At 34.4% G+C, this 14445-nt stretch carries 16 protein-coding genes; 14 read left to right on the top strand and 2 right to left on the bottom strand.

The annotated features are described in order from the left end of the window. The first annotated feature begins 343 nt into the window (after positions 1 to 343). The 6 genes from H8S00_RS06290 to H8S00_RS06265 all read left to right on the top strand — a co-directional run bounded on the left by H8S00_RS06290 (position 344) and on the right by H8S00_RS06265 (position 5715). The gene (locus H8S00_RS06290) at positions 344 to 982 is read left to right on the top strand and encodes a redox-sensing transcriptional repressor Rex (protein WP_021953269.1); all 639 of its coding nucleotides are present in this window, start codon (positions 344 to 346) and stop codon (positions 980 to 982) included. 10 nt (positions 983 to 992) lie between these two features. Beyond that, positions 993 to 2477, top strand: a complete 1485-nt coding sequence (locus tag H8S00_RS06285) for an NAD(P)H-hydrate dehydratase (RefSeq protein ID WP_186840277.1) — start codon at positions 993 to 995, stop codon at positions 2475 to 2477. A 14-nt stretch (positions 2478 to 2491) separates the two neighbouring features. Then, positions 2492 to 3676 carry an alanine racemase gene (alr, locus tag H8S00_RS06280; RefSeq protein WP_021953267.1) on the top strand — a complete coding sequence of 395 codons (1185 nt, stop codon included), beginning with the start codon at positions 2492 to 2494 and terminating at the stop codon, positions 3674 to 3676. Between the two features lie 97 nt (positions 3677 to 3773). Continuing rightward, positions 3774 to 4121, top strand: a complete 348-nt coding sequence (locus H8S00_RS06275) for a type II toxin-antitoxin system PemK/MazF family toxin (RefSeq protein WP_118588458.1) — start codon at positions 3774 to 3776, stop codon at positions 4119 to 4121. 110 nt (positions 4122 to 4231) lie between these two features. Continuing rightward, positions 4232 to 4960: a YebC/PmpR family DNA-binding transcriptional regulator gene (locus tag H8S00_RS06270; RefSeq protein WP_021953265.1), complete on the top strand. Its 729-nt coding sequence runs from the start codon at positions 4232 to 4234 to the stop codon at positions 4958 to 4960. A gap of 17 nt (positions 4961 to 4977) precedes the next feature. Next, the gene (locus H8S00_RS06265) at positions 4978 to 5715 is read left to right on the top strand and encodes an HAD family hydrolase (protein WP_118588459.1); all 738 of its coding nucleotides are present in this window, start codon (positions 4978 to 4980) and stop codon (positions 5713 to 5715) included. 59 nt (positions 5716 to 5774) lie between these two features. On the opposite strand, the gene H8S00_RS06260 is transcribed toward H8S00_RS06265, so the two are convergent. Further along, positions 5775 to 6365, bottom strand: a complete 591-nt coding sequence (locus H8S00_RS06260) for a hypothetical protein (protein WP_118588460.1) — start codon at positions 6363 to 6365, stop codon at positions 5775 to 5777. 180 nt (positions 6366 to 6545) lie between these two features. Here H8S00_RS06260 and H8S00_RS06255 point away from each other — a divergent pair, with 180 nt between their 5' ends. The 8 genes from H8S00_RS06255 (at position 6546) to H8S00_RS06220 (ending at position 12964) form a co-directional block, all read left to right on the top strand. Continuing rightward, a complete protein-coding gene (locus H8S00_RS06255; RefSeq protein WP_118588461.1) occupies positions 6546 to 7349 on the top strand; it encodes a transporter substrate-binding domain-containing protein in 804 nt (267 codons plus the stop codon). An 89-nt stretch (positions 7350 to 7438) separates the two neighbouring features. Further along, the gene (locus tag H8S00_RS06250; RefSeq protein WP_021953261.1) at positions 7439 to 8092 is read left to right on the top strand and encodes an amino acid ABC transporter permease; all 654 of its coding nucleotides are present in this window, start codon (positions 7439 to 7441) and stop codon (positions 8090 to 8092) included. Between the two features lie 14 nt (positions 8093 to 8106). Then, complete coding sequence (locus H8S00_RS06245) at positions 8107 to 8892, top strand: amino acid ABC transporter ATP-binding protein (RefSeq protein ID WP_021953260.1); 786 nt, start codon at positions 8107 to 8109, stop codon at positions 8890 to 8892. An 11-nt stretch (positions 8893 to 8903) separates the two neighbouring features. Further along, positions 8904 to 9383: a 23S rRNA (pseudouridine(1915)-N(3))-methyltransferase RlmH gene (rlmH, locus tag H8S00_RS06240; protein ID WP_021953259.1), complete on the top strand. Its 480-nt coding sequence runs from the start codon at positions 8904 to 8906 to the stop codon at positions 9381 to 9383. Between the two features lie 130 nt (positions 9384 to 9513). After that, positions 9514 to 10491 (top strand): helix-turn-helix transcriptional regulator, encoded by a 978-nt coding sequence (locus H8S00_RS06235; RefSeq protein ID WP_118588462.1) that lies wholly within the window; start codon positions 9514 to 9516, stop codon positions 10489 to 10491. Between the two features lie 121 nt (positions 10492 to 10612). After that, positions 10613 to 11398: a transporter substrate-binding domain-containing protein gene (locus H8S00_RS06230; RefSeq protein ID WP_021953257.1), complete on the top strand. Its 786-nt coding sequence runs from the start codon at positions 10613 to 10615 to the stop codon at positions 11396 to 11398. Positions 11399 to 11454: 56 nt separating this feature from the next. Next, positions 11455 to 12225, top strand: coding sequence for an amino acid ABC transporter permease (locus tag H8S00_RS06225; RefSeq protein ID WP_243052967.1), 771 nt, complete (start codon positions 11455 to 11457; stop codon positions 12223 to 12225). Further along, positions 12212 to 12964 (top strand): amino acid ABC transporter ATP-binding protein, encoded by a 753-nt coding sequence (locus tag H8S00_RS06220; protein ID WP_021953255.1) that lies wholly within the window; start codon positions 12212 to 12214, stop codon positions 12962 to 12964. Before H8S00_RS06225 ends, H8S00_RS06220 begins: the two co-directional genes overlap by 14 nt. A 63-nt stretch (positions 12965 to 13027) precedes the next feature. Here the strand turns inward: H8S00_RS06220 and H8S00_RS06215 are convergent, their stop codons facing one another. Continuing rightward, positions 13028 to 14350 (bottom strand): polysaccharide deacetylase family protein, encoded by a 1323-nt coding sequence (locus H8S00_RS06215; RefSeq protein WP_118588463.1) that lies wholly within the window; start codon positions 14348 to 14350, stop codon positions 13028 to 13030. Positions 14351 to 14445: the final 95 nt, after the last annotated feature.

Raw genomic sequence — 14445 nt, 5'->3', positions numbered from 1 at the left:
TCACATTTCTCACACCGACCTGTGGAATTTAATCTTTCACACAAGAATTCCAGAGGTCTGTTTTCTATGCCCTGATTTTCAGATTTAAAGAAAAATGTACTTAAATTTTAACACTTATTCCCCTTTATTCAACCAAAAACTTTTAAATTTAGGTCAATTTTTAACAGGGTGTGGAATTTAGTCTTTCACACGGAATTTACTTTTACAAGTCAGCAATCCCATTAACTTTAATATAGGCTGAAATTATGAGAAAATCCCAAAAATAAAAGAATGATAAATATTTGACAATGTTTCCCTATGTACTTATAATTAAACATTAGAGAAAAAAGAATGAGGAGTTAGCATGAATAAAATATCAAAAGCAGTTGTTTCAAGGCTGCCTCGTTATTATAGATATTTAGATGAACTAAGACAGGAAAATATTGAGCGTATATCTTCAAAAGAGTTAAGTAAAAGAATGAATGTTACAGCATCCCAGATAAGACAGGATTTAAACAATTTTGGCGGATTCGGACAGCAGGGATACGGCTATAATGTTCAGTATTTATATGAAGAAATCGGAAAGCTTTTAGGACTTAACGTAACACATAAAATGGTTATTGTAGGTGCAGGAAATTTAGGTCAGGCAATTGCCAATTATGGCAATTTCAGAAACAGGGGATTTGAGATTACTGCGTTATTTGATAAGAATCCTGAACTGATAGGTAAAGACACAGCAGGCGGTAAGGTTTTGGACATTAAATACTTATACGATTATGTTAAGGAAAATAATGTGGAAATTGTGGCACTTACATTACCTAAGGAACCGGCACAGAAAATAGCTGAGAAACTGGTAGAGTGTGGCATAAAGGCATTTTGGAATTTTGCCCATACGGATTTAGGAGTTTCGGGAGACATTATTGTTGAAAATGTCCATCTGTCAGAGAGCCTTATGAAGCTTACATATAGAATTTCAGAAAAAAACAATAGTTTAAACAAATAGGAGCATACTCATGGAGAATATCGTTAAAGGCACGGATATGAAGAAAATAGACAGCTATACGATAAATGAGATTGGAATACCATCATTGGTTTTGATGGAAAGAGCAGCAAAAAGTGTAGCTGATTTAATTGACAAAAATGAAAGAAAACAAAAAAATAATATAACAATACAGGTTATTGCAGGCATTGGTAACAATGGGGCAGATGGTGTTGCTATAGGCAGGATGTTGTATCTTTTAGGATATAACATCTGTATTTTTGTTATAGGAGATAAGGAAAGGGCAACAGAGGAATTTAAAACCCAGTTAAGTATTGTGGAAAAAATAGGAGTTCCTGTGGTATCTAGTGTTATAGATGCCGATGTGGTAGTTGATGCTTTATTTGGAATAGGTTTATCAAGGGACATTACAGGTACATACGAACAGCTTATTTCGGAAATAAATAAAATGAAAAATATTATTTATGCCGTTGATATTCCATCAGGAATCAACGGAGATACCGGTGAAGTTATGGGATGTGCCATAAAAGCCAATTATACTGTAACTTTCGGTTGTCACAAAATAGGCACGGTATTATATCCGGGAGCTGATTACTGCGGACAGGTAGAGGTGTCAGACATTGGTTATCCGGTACAGTCTTACAATGAGGCTTCGGAAATATTAGAATATGCCGGTGTGGATGATTTGAAAATGATTCCAAAGAGAGCTAATTATTCTAATAAAGGAACATTTGGAAAAATCCTGATAGTGGCAGGCAGCAGGGATATTTCAGGAGCCGCTGTTTTGTGTGCTAAGGCTGCCTTTAGGGCAGGAGCAGGACTTGTAAGAATTTTTACCCACGAAAATAACAGGGATATTATTGCAAAATTAATTCCTGAGGCTATGATTAATACATACAACACAGAAAAATTTAACAAAAAAGCCTTTGAAGCATGCTTAAACTGGTGTGACGTTGTGGCTGTGGGGCCGGGAATAGGAATAGGAACCATACAGCAGATGATTGTGGAGCAGGTAATTGAGTCAAAAATCCCGGCAGTTATTGATGCTGACGGAATAAACAATATTGCTGCAGATGAAAGGGTTAAAAAGAACTTTCATAAGAAATTAATTTTAACTCCTCATTTAGGAGAAATGAGCAGACTTATAAATAAACCTGTTAAGGAAATTGCAGAAAACCTTATTTATTATGCCAAAGAGCTTAATTACAGGTACGGTGCCAATGTGGTTTTAAAGGATGCAAGAACCGTTATTGCAACTGACGGACAGATTTACATTAATCTTTCGGGAAATAATGGAATGGCAACGGCAGGAAGTGGTGATGCCCTTACAGGTATAATATCAGCCCTTATAGGTATAGGCTGTGATTTTGAAAAGGCAGCGGTAATGGGACCTTACGTTCACGGATTAGCAGGTGATATGGCAGCCCATAAAGTATCAAAAACAGGTCTTATGGCTACAGATATTATTGAAGAAATAAAAAGTGTAATTACAGATTAACAGGAAGTGAAATTATGGAAATTGACAAGTATTTTAGAGGTTATGCAACAGTTGACTTAGATATGATTCATAAAAATGTAGAGATTATGAAGGAAAGATTAAATGAAAATACAGGAATAGTTGCAGTAATAAAAACAGATGGTTACGGACATGGGGCAGTACCTATTGCTAAGGATTTAGATGATATATGTTACGGATATGCCGTAGCTACGGCTTACGAGGGCCATAACCTTAGAAGACATGGCATAGATAAGCCAATTTTTATACTGGGATATACTCAGGAATGTACTTACGATATGGTGATAGAAGAAGATATGTTACCTCCCGTGTTTACATTGGATATGGCAAAGGTTATGTCACAACATGCAGTTAATCTTAACAAAGTATTAAAAATAAATATTGCTGTAGATACAGGTATGAGCAGAATAGGATACATACCGTCTAATGAAGCTGCAGAGGAAATTGTGGAAATCAGTAAGCTGCCAAATATAAAAATTGAGTCAATATTTACCCATTTTGCCAAGGCGGATTATAAAGACAAATCCTTTGCAGATAAGCAGTTTGAAGAATTTTTAAACTTTGTTAATCTGGTGGAAGAAAAAGGGGTTAAAATTCCTATACATCAGTGTGCTAACAGTGCGGCAATGATGGAAATGAAAAAAACATCCCTTAGTCTGTCAAGAGCCGGAATTTCAATGTATGGCTTGTATCCATCAGATGAAATGGATAAGGACAATATGAAATTGTATCCTGCCATGGCAATTTACAGCCACGTTGTTTACGTTAAAAATATCGAAAAAGGACGGGGAATAAGCTACGGTCAGACCTATATTGCAAAGGATGATATGAAAATAGCTACTATTCCTTTAGGATACGGAGACGGATATCCACGTAATTTAAGCAATAAAGGCTATGTTCTTATTAATGGAAAACGCGCTAATATTGTAGGGCGCGTGTGCATGGATCAGTTTATGGTAGATGTTACGGGAATGGACGTAAAAGTAGGAGATTTGGTTACATTAGCAGGAACTGATGGAAGCGAGGAAATTAAAATAGATGATTTAGCGGAACTTGCAGGAACTTTTAATTATGAATTTGTATGTGATTTAGGTAAAAGGGTTCCAAGGGTGTATTTAAAAAACGGTAAGGTAATTGGCACGAAAGACTACTTCACAGATGATTATGAAATAGATTTGTAAGGCCGGGGATTAAATTTAAAATAATCTTTTGAATACACATTCCAAAATGTGGAATACTATAACTAGTAAGACATTAGATGATTTGGAGTGTGAAAAAATGGTAATAAGAAGAGGGGATATTTTCTATGCCGACCTAAGACCGGTAATCGGGTCTGAACAGGGAGGAGTCAGACCTGTTTTAATAATTCAAAATGACACCGGAAACAGGCATAGTCCCACGGTGATTGTGGCAGCCATAACTTCCCGTATGACGAAGGCAAAACTGCCTACCCATGTAAAAATAAATAAAGAAAACTGTGACATTGTAAAGGATTCGGTTATACTTCTTGAACAATTAAGAACTATTGATAAGAAAAGGTTAAAGGATAAGGTGTGCCATCTGGACAATGAAATATTAAAAACAGTGGATTCCGCTTTGCTAATTAGTTTAGAGCTTGATACATAAACAAAAGCGGCATAGGGAAAGTTGACTATTAATTTAGAAAATGTTAAAATTTCTATTGGATTATGCGAATAGATTAAAATAAATAAAAAATTACGGAAGAGAGGGTAATTATGTCAGGACATTCAAAATTTGCCAATATTAAGCATAAAAAAGAAAAAAATGATGCTGCAAAGGGCAAGATGTTTACAATTATAGGAAAGGAAATTGCAGTAGCCGTAAAAGAAGGTGGAGCAGATCCTAATAATAATAGCAAGTTAAGAGATGTTATAGCAAAGGCAAAGGCCAACAACATGCCTAATGATACCATTGAAAGAGGTATTAAGAAGGCTGCCGGTAATGCAGCTGCAATTAACTACGAAACAGTGAGATACGAGGGATATGGACCAAATGGTATTGCCATTATTGTCGATGCTCTTACAGACAACAGAAACAGAACAGCTGCAAACGTAAGAAACTGCTTTACAAAGGGTGGCGGAAATGTTGGAGCACAGGGCTGTGTATCATATATGTTTGATGAAAAAGGTCAGATTATAATTGATAAGGAAGAATGCGACATGGATCCAGATGAACTTATGATGATATCAGTTGATGCAGGAGCAGAAGATTTTGCAGACGAAGAGGATAGCTATGAAATCATTACTTCACCTGAGGAATTTAGCAATGTAAGAGAAGCATTGGAAAAAGAAGGAATTAAAATGGCAGAGGCAGAAGTAACAATGATTCCGCAGAATTATGTAGAATTATCAGATGAAGACGCCATTAAGAAGATGAATATTATTATTGACAGACTTGATGAAGATGAAGATGTTCAGCAGGTTTATCATAACTGGGACGAATAATTTTAATAGGATAAGGGATGAATACAGTACTTTTTGATTTAGACGGAACATTGCTTCCAATGGATATGAAGGAATTTACAGATACATATATTTTGCTGTTAAAGAATAGACTTGAAACAGCAGGCTATGATGCTAAAAAGATTATTGCGGCATTATGGGTGGGTGAGAAGGCCGTGGTACAAAATGACGGTCTTATTACTAATGAGGAATGTTTCTGGAAAGCATTTGAAAACTTTATGACAGATGGTAATGGAAAAATGGAGTCTAAAGTTAAAAGAAAACTGGAGAAGGAAATTATTAAGTTCTATAAGGATGATTTCGCTGTGGCAAGATATGTTACTCACCCTATAGATACAGTGGCAGAGTGTATAGACATACTAAAGGAAAAAGGATATCAGCTGGTAGTGGCAACAAATCCTGTTTTTCCGGAAATTGCCGTATATGAAAGATTAGGCTGGGCAGGTCTTAATCCGGAGGATTTTTCTTACATAACTACATATGAAAATTCATGTTTTGCAAAGCCTAATATTGAGTATTATAAGTTTCTGTTAAAAATGTTAGACAAGGATTCAGAGGACTGCTTAATGGTTGGCAATGATGTACATGAAGACATGGTTGCAAGAAATATTGGAATAGATGTGTTTCTAATTGAAGGATATGTGGAAAATCAGTTTAATGAAGATACATTTGATATTAAAAAAGGAAATTGGAATTTATTTAAAGAATATATTTCCAATCTTCCAAATCTTAATTAAAGAGATAACCAAAAGAAAAGGAGTTACATCGTAACTCCTTTTTCTTTGCAAATATTTAATTAATCTTCATTATTTTCATAAAGCTTCTGATATATCTGCTCCGTATATTCATATATAAGGGCTTCGTCGGCGTTTTCAAATTGGTACATTAATAAATCCCTGATTTTATCTGCACGGTTAAAATAAAGTAATTCCATAGGCTGGGTAGTATCAAGATCTTCATCAATATCCTCAGCATGAATATTTTCATCTGCCCATGAAAGAAGCTCTTCAATAAGCTTATCTTCAGCATCAGCTTCTATTCTGACCTGCTTTGCATGCATAAATGAAACAATCCCTGCAATTATAAAAATAATGAAAACCCCACCCATAACTGAATTAAACAGCCATGATGTTTCTGAACTGATAGGAAGGGGAATAATCTTCATCCAAACTAAAATCATAAAAATAATTCCCACAATACCTACTAAAATCAAAGTATATGAAGATGACATAATATCATCATATTTGTCAGATAAGCGAACAAAGGAATGAACCTTATTTTCTGAAAAATCTGATAATTCTTCGTTGAAGTCAGTGGAAGCTTCAGGAATATCATCCACAGGCTGATTATCAACAGAAATTTTATCTTCAATGTTGCTTTTTTCCATAATCAATATCTCTCCTTGTAAAATAATTAGTTTAATTATATAACAAGTAAGATATTATAACAAGTAAATGAATTACAAAAATAAAAATATAAAATTGACTTTAATATTTTATTATGATATAGTTCTCTTGTTTAATTAATTAAAGTGTTAATGAATTATAACATTAAAAAGGAGAATACAATGAAAAAAAGAATTGCTTTATTACTTTCAGTTGCAATGTGTGCAACATTATGTTTATCAGGTTGCGGAAGCAGCGAAAAGAAAACAGGTGACAAGAAGGATGCTTCAAGTATGGTATATGCAGTAGAACAGGGCTCAGCCGGTGAAGAAGCTGCTAAGTCAAAGGGATGGAGCACAAACCCTGTACAGTCACAGGCAAAGGCTTTAATGGAAGTAAATTCAGGAACATCTGATGCTGCCATTATTGATTTACTTATGGCAGGTGCTATGATTGGTGAAGGAACAAGTTATCCTGACCTTAAATACACAGATAAGCTTACTACAGAAGAATATGGTGTAGGATGCAGAAAGGGTTCAGATCTTGCAGCATACATTAATAATTTCTTCAGTGAAATATATGCTTCAGGAGAAATGAAGACCATAGCTGATACATATAAGGTAAGTGATACCTTAGTAGAGCAGGCTAAAGCAGGTGAATATGTTGAAGGCGATGATGTTAAGTACATTAAAGATAAAGGAACATTAGTTGTTGGTATTACAGAATTTGAACCAATGGATTACAAAGATGAAGACGGAAACTGGATTGGCTTTGATGCAGATTTAGCAAAGAAACTTGCTGAAAAGTTGGGTGTTAAGATTAAATTTGTAGTAATTAACTGGGATACAAAAACAATGGAACTTGATTCAAAGAAAATTGACGTTGTTTGGAATGGTATGACATTGACAAATGAAGTTAAAAATTCTATGGAATGTACAAATGCTTACTGCAATAATGCACAGGTAGTTGTAGTTTCATCAAAATAAAGGTATAATAAAATTTAGAAAAATTATTTTAAGGCAGAGGGTTGTTTGCTCTCTGCCTTAAAACGGTAAAAGGATTAAGGAGAAACTTTATGTTTTTAAGCGTTACGGAAGAGTTACTTAGCGGACTTGGAATATCAGTAGAAATATTTATATTAACGTTAATATTTTCATTGCCACTGGGACTTATTATTGCCTTTGGCTCAATGAGCAGATTTAAACCTTTAAAATATCTTGTTGACGTGTTTGTATGGATTATCCGTGGAACCCCTCTTATGCTTCAGATTATTATAATATTCTATGGCCCGGGATTAATAGGATATTATGTGTGGACAGGGGATTCATGGAGCAGGGTTATTGCAACAGTAGTTGCCTTTACCATTAATTACGCCTGCTATTTTTCAGTTATATTCAGAGGTGGTATAGAAGGCGTTCCCGCAGGACAAAGGGAGGCAGGACAGGTTCTAGGAATGACTAAATTCCAAATATTCTTTAAAATCACATTACTTCAGATGATTAAGAGAATAGTGCCACCAATGTCAAATGAAATAATTACATTGGTTAAGGATACATCTTTAGCAAGAATTATATCTGTACAGGAATTAACGGTAATGGGGGAAAACTTTATGAAATCAGAGGGTATTATATGGCCACTGTTCTACACAGGGGTATTTTATCTGATATTCGTAGGTATTCTTACCATTTTGTTTAATTACATAGAAAAGAAATTAGATTATTTTAAATAAGGAGGTGTATTGAAATGGCAATGTTAGAAGTTAAAAATATAGAGAAACATTTCGGTAGCACCGATGTTTTAAAAAATATAAGTTTTGATTTAGAGGAAGGACAGACTTTGGCAATTATAGGTTCTTCAGGCTCAGGTAAGACAACTCTTTTAAGATGTCTTAATTTTCTTGAAATACCAAACGGTGGGACCATTGCAGTAAATGATGAAATTTTGTTTGATGCAAGTCAGATAAAAAGCAAAAAAGATAAGGATTTAAGAGACAAAAGACTTCATTTTGGAATGGTATTTCAGTCTTTTAATCTTTTTCCACAGTATACAGCATTGGAAAATGTTACATTAGCAGAAAAAATGCTGGCAAAGGATTTGCCTGACTTTAAGCAGAATAAAAAAGAAATTTATAACAAAATAGAAGAACATGGAAAAGAATTGTTGGCAAGAATGGGATTAGCAGACAGGGTTAATCATTATCCACACCAGCTTTCGGGAGGACAGCAACAGCGTGTAGCCATTGCCAGGGCTTTGGCACTTAAACCGGATATTCTTTGTTTTGACGAGCCTACATCGGCACTTGATCCTGAACTTACGGGAGAAGTGCTTAAGGTTATAAAATCCCTGGCTGAAGAGAAGACAACAATGGTTATTGTTACCCATGAAATGGCTTTTGCCAGAGATGTGGCAGATACTGTTATATTTATGGACGGTGGAGTGATTGTGGAGCAGGGTGATGCAAAGCAGGTAATTGAAAATCCACAGGAAGAGAGAACAAGACAGTTCTTATCAAGATTTAGTCAAAACTAGCAGGAGTTTATATGAAAATAATAATATTAACTGTTGGTAAAATTAAGGAAAAATTTTATACAGAGGCAGTGAATGAATATTTAAAGCGGCTTTCCAGATACTGCAAGGCAGAGGTGGTACAGGTGGCGGATGAAAAAACAGTGGAAAACTGTTCAGAAACAGAAGCTGATATGGTAAAAGAAAAAGAAGGAAACCGGATATTAGCTAAAATACCTGATGACGCCTATGTTATAACCTTGGAAATTAATGGAAAGCAGTTAGATTCTCTTGAACTGGCAGACAAAATTAACAGGTTAGGAATTAATGGGAAAAGTCATATAGTATTTGTTATTGGTGGGTCTTTGGGATTACACAAAAAAGTTTCAGACAGGTCTGATTACAAACTTAGTTTTTCTAAAATGACATTTCCTCATCAGCTTATGAGGGTTATTTTACTGGAACAGATATATAGAAGTTACAGAATAATAAATAATCAGCCATATCATAAATAAAAAAAGCACGAAAGTGCTTTTTTTATTGCAGTAATGTTTCAAAAAACTAAAATAAAAGACTTAACAGGACACACATATGTCTTAATGATGTGCTATAATCTAAGATAATATAGCATAAAGGAGTGTTAAAATGTCAAATTCGATTCATAAGAAATACAGAGTTTTGGATATATTTATGAGATTAGTTTGTGGTGAATACGTTTCCGTAAAGAAATTATCCATGGAGTATCAGGTATCAACTAAAAGTATAACAAGGGATATTAATGAACTAAAGAATTTTTTATGCGACAATGAAGGAAAGTCTTTTGGGTGTGAAATAATGTATTCATATCAGGAAAGAGCGTATTATTTAGAAATGGATAACTTTCTTTTAAGCAAAGAATTGTTAGCCGTAATAAAGGTACTTATTGCCAGCCGTTGTTTTAATGAAAATCAAATGAAGCTTATTATAAATAAAATGGAAACATTTATGTCGGCTAAAGATAAGAAAATGACCAATGAGCTTACGTCTAAAGAGTTATATCATTACATACCGGTACAATCAGACTGTGATAATGTGTTAGATAATGTATGGGGAATTTCAAACTGTATAAGGGAACAGAAGGAGATTACCATTGAATACTATAAAATGGATAGAAGTAAAATAACAAGAAAGGTAAAACCGTTGGCTATTGTATTTAGCGAGTATTATTTTTATCTTATTGCTGCACACGGTGCAAATGGCTTAGAAGTTAACAGATTTTACAGAATGGACAGAATAGTCAGTTACATAAAGCACCGAACAGGTTTTCATATTGAATATAATGAAAGATTTGATGAAGGGGAGCTTAAAAACAAGATTCAATATATGTGGCCGGGACAGGGAATAAAGAGGTACGTTAAATTTGAATTTACCGGGCCATCAGTTCAGGCAGTATTAGATAAAATACCTGAATCTGAAATTGTAAAATGTGAAAATGGAAAATATACAATAAGTGCGAATGTTTATGGAGACGGAATAAAGATGTTTCTTCTTAGTCAGGGGGCATGGGTTAAAGTGCTAGAGCCGGAGGCATTTGTACAGGAAATGAAAGCAGAAATTACCGCAATGGGTAACAATTATGATTAATATTCTTCAATATTTACTAAATTTAATTTTTTTAATTGAAATAATGACTATTATCAGATATAATTGTAAAGGCAAAATTTTATGCATTAGATAAAATATATTTAATAAGGAGAACAAAAAAATGAAAAAGATTATTTCATTAGTAATGGTACTTGTTATGGCAACTGCTGTTTTCAGCGCATGTGGAAGCAAGTCATCAGATTCAAAAAGTGGCGGGGACGGAAAGCAGGTTCTTTCAATGGCAACTAACGCAGAGTTTCCACCATATGAGTATGTTGAAGGTGAAGATGTAGTTGGTATCGATGTTGATATTGCTCAGGCAATTGCAGATAAGTTAGGCATGGAATTAAAGGTTGATAATATGAACTTTGATTCAATTATTCCGGCTATTACATCAGGAAAAGATGCTATAGGTGCTGCCGGAATGACAGTAACAGATGAAAGAAAGAAAAATGTAGATTTTACAGATTCATATGCTACAGGTGTTCAGGTTGTTATTGTAAGAGAAGATTCAAAAATTACAGATGTTAAGGACTTAACAACTAAGGGTGCTGATAACACAATCGGTGTTCAGCTTGGTACAACAGGTGATATTTACTGTACATCAGATATTCAGGACAAGGGATTTGGTAAGGTTCAGCAGTTTAACAAAGGTGCTGATGCAGTTCAGGCTTTAGTTAGTGGAAAGATTGATTGTGTAGTAATTGATAATCAGCCTGCAAAGGAATTTGTAAAGGCTAATAAGGGTCTTAAGATTCTTGATACAGAATATGTAACAGAAGATTACGCAATTGCTGTTGCAAAAGATAATACAGAATTAAAAGATAAAATAAATGGCGCACTTAATGAATTAAAGGCTGAAGGTACTATCCAGAAGATTCTTGATAAGTATATCAAAGCAAAATAATTATAAAAAATTCGGCTGCCTGTAGCAGGGCAGCCTTTTTAAGATAAGAGGTTACAATGCAGATATTATTTAATGGTATGTGGAATATTAAATGGTTAAGTTCACTTAGTATAGCAGATATAAAGGAACAGTTTGATACCTGCTTTTTTTCAAAAAATTATTGGAAGTTATATTTAACCGGATTAGAAAACACACTTATAATTACTTTTTTCGCATTACTGTTAGGTGTGGCAATAGGAGCGTTAATTGCCATAGTAAGGACAACTTATACCAGACAGTATGACGAAATGAGGATGGGATTTGGAAAGATTATTTTAGCAATACTTAATTTTATATGTAAAGTTTATCTTACAGTTATAAGAGGAACGCCGGTTGTTGTTCAGATTCTTATAATTTACTTTATTGTATTCCAAAGCTCCAATGCTCAGATTCCAATTGCTGCTTTGGCATTTGGTATTAACTCAGGTGCCTATGTGGCAGAAATTTTCAGAAGTGGAATTATGTCTATTGATATTGGACAAAACGAAGCAGGACGAAGCCTTGGTTTCAATTATGCCCAGACAATGATTTATATTATTGTTCCACAGGCATTTAAGAATGTTATTCCAACTCTTGGAAATGAGTTTATTGTATTATTAAAGGAAACTGCTGTGTGTGGTTATATAGGTCTTATGGATCTTACAAGAGCAGGTGACTCGGTAAGAGCGGCTACTTATAATCCGTATTTCCCACTTATTTTCATTGCCGTTATTTATCTGGTTATGGTAATGTTCTTTACATGGCTTTTAGGAAAGCTGGAAAGGAGGCTGAGAAATGCAGAACGATAGTTTTAAGCCTCTGATTAAGGCAGAAAACATAAAGAAATATTATAAAAATGGTGAAATCAAGGCTTTAGATGACGTAAGTCTTGAAATAAAAAAAGGAGAAGTGGTAGTTATAATAGGACCGTCAGGTTCAGGAAAATCTACTATGCTTCGTACTTTAAATTTACTTGAAATACCAACTGAAGGAAAAATTACATACGATGGTGAGGATATTACAGATAGCAAAACTAATATTAACAATTATCGTATGAAAGTAGGAATGGTATTCCAGCATTTTAATTTATTCCCTCATATGAGTGTTTTAAAGAATATGACTATTGCACCTACTAAGCTTCTTAAAAAGGACAAAGAGGAAGCAAAAAATACTGCAATGGAGCTTTTGAAAAGAGTTAATCTTGAAAACAGAGCTGAAGCTTATCCTTCGCAGTTATCAGGTGGTCAGAAGCAGCGTGTGGCTATAGCCAGAGCGTTGTGTATGGAGCCTGAGGTTATGTTGTTTGATGAACCTACATCAGCCCTTGACCCTGAAATGGTAGGAGAAGTTCTTAATGTTATGAAGGATTTGGCAAGACAGGGAATGACAATGGTGGTTGTTACTCACGAAATGGGTTTTGCCAGAGAAGTTGCATCAAGAGTGATTTTTATGGATGAAGGCAAAATCATTGAGGAGGGAACTCCGGAAATGGTATTTGAACATCCAAGAAGTGAAAGAACACAATCTTTCCTGTCAAAGGTAATATAAAACCCAATAAAAAATAGAGCATCAATTTTGGAATGCTCTATTTTTTATTGCCTAAACTATAATTTAATTATTGTCTCTATATGGACCATAATACATTACACCTTTTTTAAGGGTCTTGCCTTTAATGGCATATAACTCACTTACAGTTACTAATTCATAGCCCTGTTTTCTAAGAGATGGTAAGGCTTTAATAAATCCCTGAACAGTTGTCTGATGAATGTCGTGTAACAATACTATCTGTCCGTCTGATGCAAAATTGAGTACGGTTCTCTTAACATATGAGGCATTTTTGTATTTCCAGTCTTCAGTATCCACAGACCAGTAAATCATTGGAACACCTGCATGTTTGCTTACTGTAGCATTATAGTTTCCATATGGCGGACGAAGTAAACTAGGTTCAACACCAATAACATCTTTTACGGCTTTTTTAGTGTTATTAATTTCGCTAATAACTTCTTTTTTAGGAATAGCTTTTAAATTCTTATGACTGTATGTGTGACTTCCAATTTCCATTCCCAAGTTGTTTTCCCGTTTTAACTGACTGCTATATGCTGCGGCACGGTTTCCAAGAACAAAGAATGTGGCTTTGCTATGATACTTTTCTAAGGCATCAAGAAGAGTGTTGGTATATTCTCCCGGACCATCGTCAAAGGTAATGGCAATATATTTGGTATTTTGAACAAATACTTTGCATTTAACACTCTTGTTAGTGTATTTAGAAGTAGCTTTTATATATGCTGTACCATTAGACTTTCCTGTTACCTTACCATTTTTGTTTACAGTGGCAACCTTATTATTTGAACTTCTCCAGATAAGTTCCTCGTGAGCATACTTTTTCTTCTTTTTGTCACCGTATGTAATAATTGGTTTGAGTACACGCTTATCCTTTTTGTTAAGACGCATCTGGTCTTTGTCAAGCTTAATGGTCTTTACAGGATTATATGGATTCCTTACTGTGATTTTACAGCGAACCTTAACATTTCCGCTTTGACTACTGCATATTATATATGTTTTGCCTGCTTTAACAGCTACCACTTTGCCGTTTTTGGAAATAGTGGCAACAGACTTATTTTTGCTGCTCCAGACGTAATCCTCGTTAGTATCAAAAGAATCCCCATCATATGTTACCTTGGCTTTTAATACACTTTTCTTTCCTTTAGTAAGAGTTAAAGAAGAGTGATTAAGAGTGATTTTTTTAATAAGATTAATTTCCGGTGTAGTAGAAGTTTCTACAACATCAGAAGCAGTAGTTTCTATAGTGGAGGAAGACTCCACGGCATGAGACGGCTTGGAATTGGCAAAGGCAATGCTAAATCCCAAGGCAGTAACCAAAACAACTGCTAATGCAGAAATTACTATCTTACGTGAATTTGATTTTTTCTTCATAAGTATTCCCTCTTTCTTTTGTTTTGTTAATTTAATTCTACAGTACAAAAATTTAAAAGTAAATAGAATAATAAATTTAATTAATCATATATTTT

The sequence above is a fragment of the Eubacterium segne genome (assembly GCF_014287775.1).
Classification (GTDB): domain Bacteria; phylum Bacillota; class Clostridia; order Lachnospirales; family Lachnospiraceae; genus Eubacterium_G; species Eubacterium_G segne.
This window is presented reverse-complemented; position numbering and strand designations above follow the sequence as displayed.

Excerpts from the sequence above, each read along its gene's own strand:
- H8S00_RS06230 (WP_021953257.1), top strand. The coding sequence starts at position 10,613 with ATGAAAAAGATTATTTCATTAGTAATGGTACTTGTTATGGCAACTGCT.
- H8S00_RS06255 (WP_118588461.1), top strand. The coding sequence starts at position 6,546 with ATGAAAAAAAGAATTGCTTTATTACTTTCAGTTGCAATGTGTGCAACA.
- alr (WP_021953267.1), top strand. The coding sequence starts at position 2,492 with ATGGAAATTGACAAGTATTTTAGAGGTTATGCAACAGTTGACTTAGAT.
- H8S00_RS06225 (WP_243052967.1), top strand. The coding sequence starts at position 11,455 with ATGCAGATATTATTTAATGGTATGTGGAATATTAAATGGTTAAGTTCA.
- H8S00_RS06215 (WP_118588463.1), bottom strand. The coding sequence starts at position 14,350 with ATGAAGAAAAAATCAAATTCACGTAAGATAGTAATTTCTGCATTAGCA.
- H8S00_RS06285 (WP_186840277.1), top strand. The coding sequence starts at position 993 with ATGGAGAATATCGTTAAAGGCACGGATATGAAGAAAATAGACAGCTAT.
- H8S00_RS06290 (WP_021953269.1), top strand. The coding sequence starts at position 344 with ATGAATAAAATATCAAAAGCAGTTGTTTCAAGGCTGCCTCGTTATTAT.
- H8S00_RS06270 (WP_021953265.1), top strand. The coding sequence starts at position 4,232 with ATGTCAGGACATTCAAAATTTGCCAATATTAAGCATAAAAAAGAAAAA.
- H8S00_RS06245 (WP_021953260.1), top strand. The coding sequence starts at position 8,107 with ATGGCAATGTTAGAAGTTAAAAATATAGAGAAACATTTCGGTAGCACC.
- rlmH (WP_021953259.1), top strand. The coding sequence starts at position 8,904 with ATGAAAATAATAATATTAACTGTTGGTAAAATTAAGGAAAAATTTTAT.
- H8S00_RS06250 (WP_021953261.1), top strand. The coding sequence starts at position 7,439 with ATGTTTTTAAGCGTTACGGAAGAGTTACTTAGCGGACTTGGAATATCA.
- H8S00_RS06220 (WP_021953255.1), top strand. The coding sequence starts at position 12,212 with ATGCAGAACGATAGTTTTAAGCCTCTGATTAAGGCAGAAAACATAAAG.
- H8S00_RS06235 (WP_118588462.1), top strand. The coding sequence starts at position 9,514 with ATGTCAAATTCGATTCATAAGAAATACAGAGTTTTGGATATATTTATG.
- H8S00_RS06275 (WP_118588458.1), top strand. The coding sequence starts at position 3,774 with ATGGTAATAAGAAGAGGGGATATTTTCTATGCCGACCTAAGACCGGTA.
- H8S00_RS06260 (WP_118588460.1), bottom strand. The coding sequence starts at position 6,365 with ATGGAAAAAAGCAACATTGAAGATAAAATTTCTGTTGATAATCAGCCT.
- H8S00_RS06265 (WP_118588459.1), top strand. The coding sequence starts at position 4,978 with ATGAATACAGTACTTTTTGATTTAGACGGAACATTGCTTCCAATGGAT.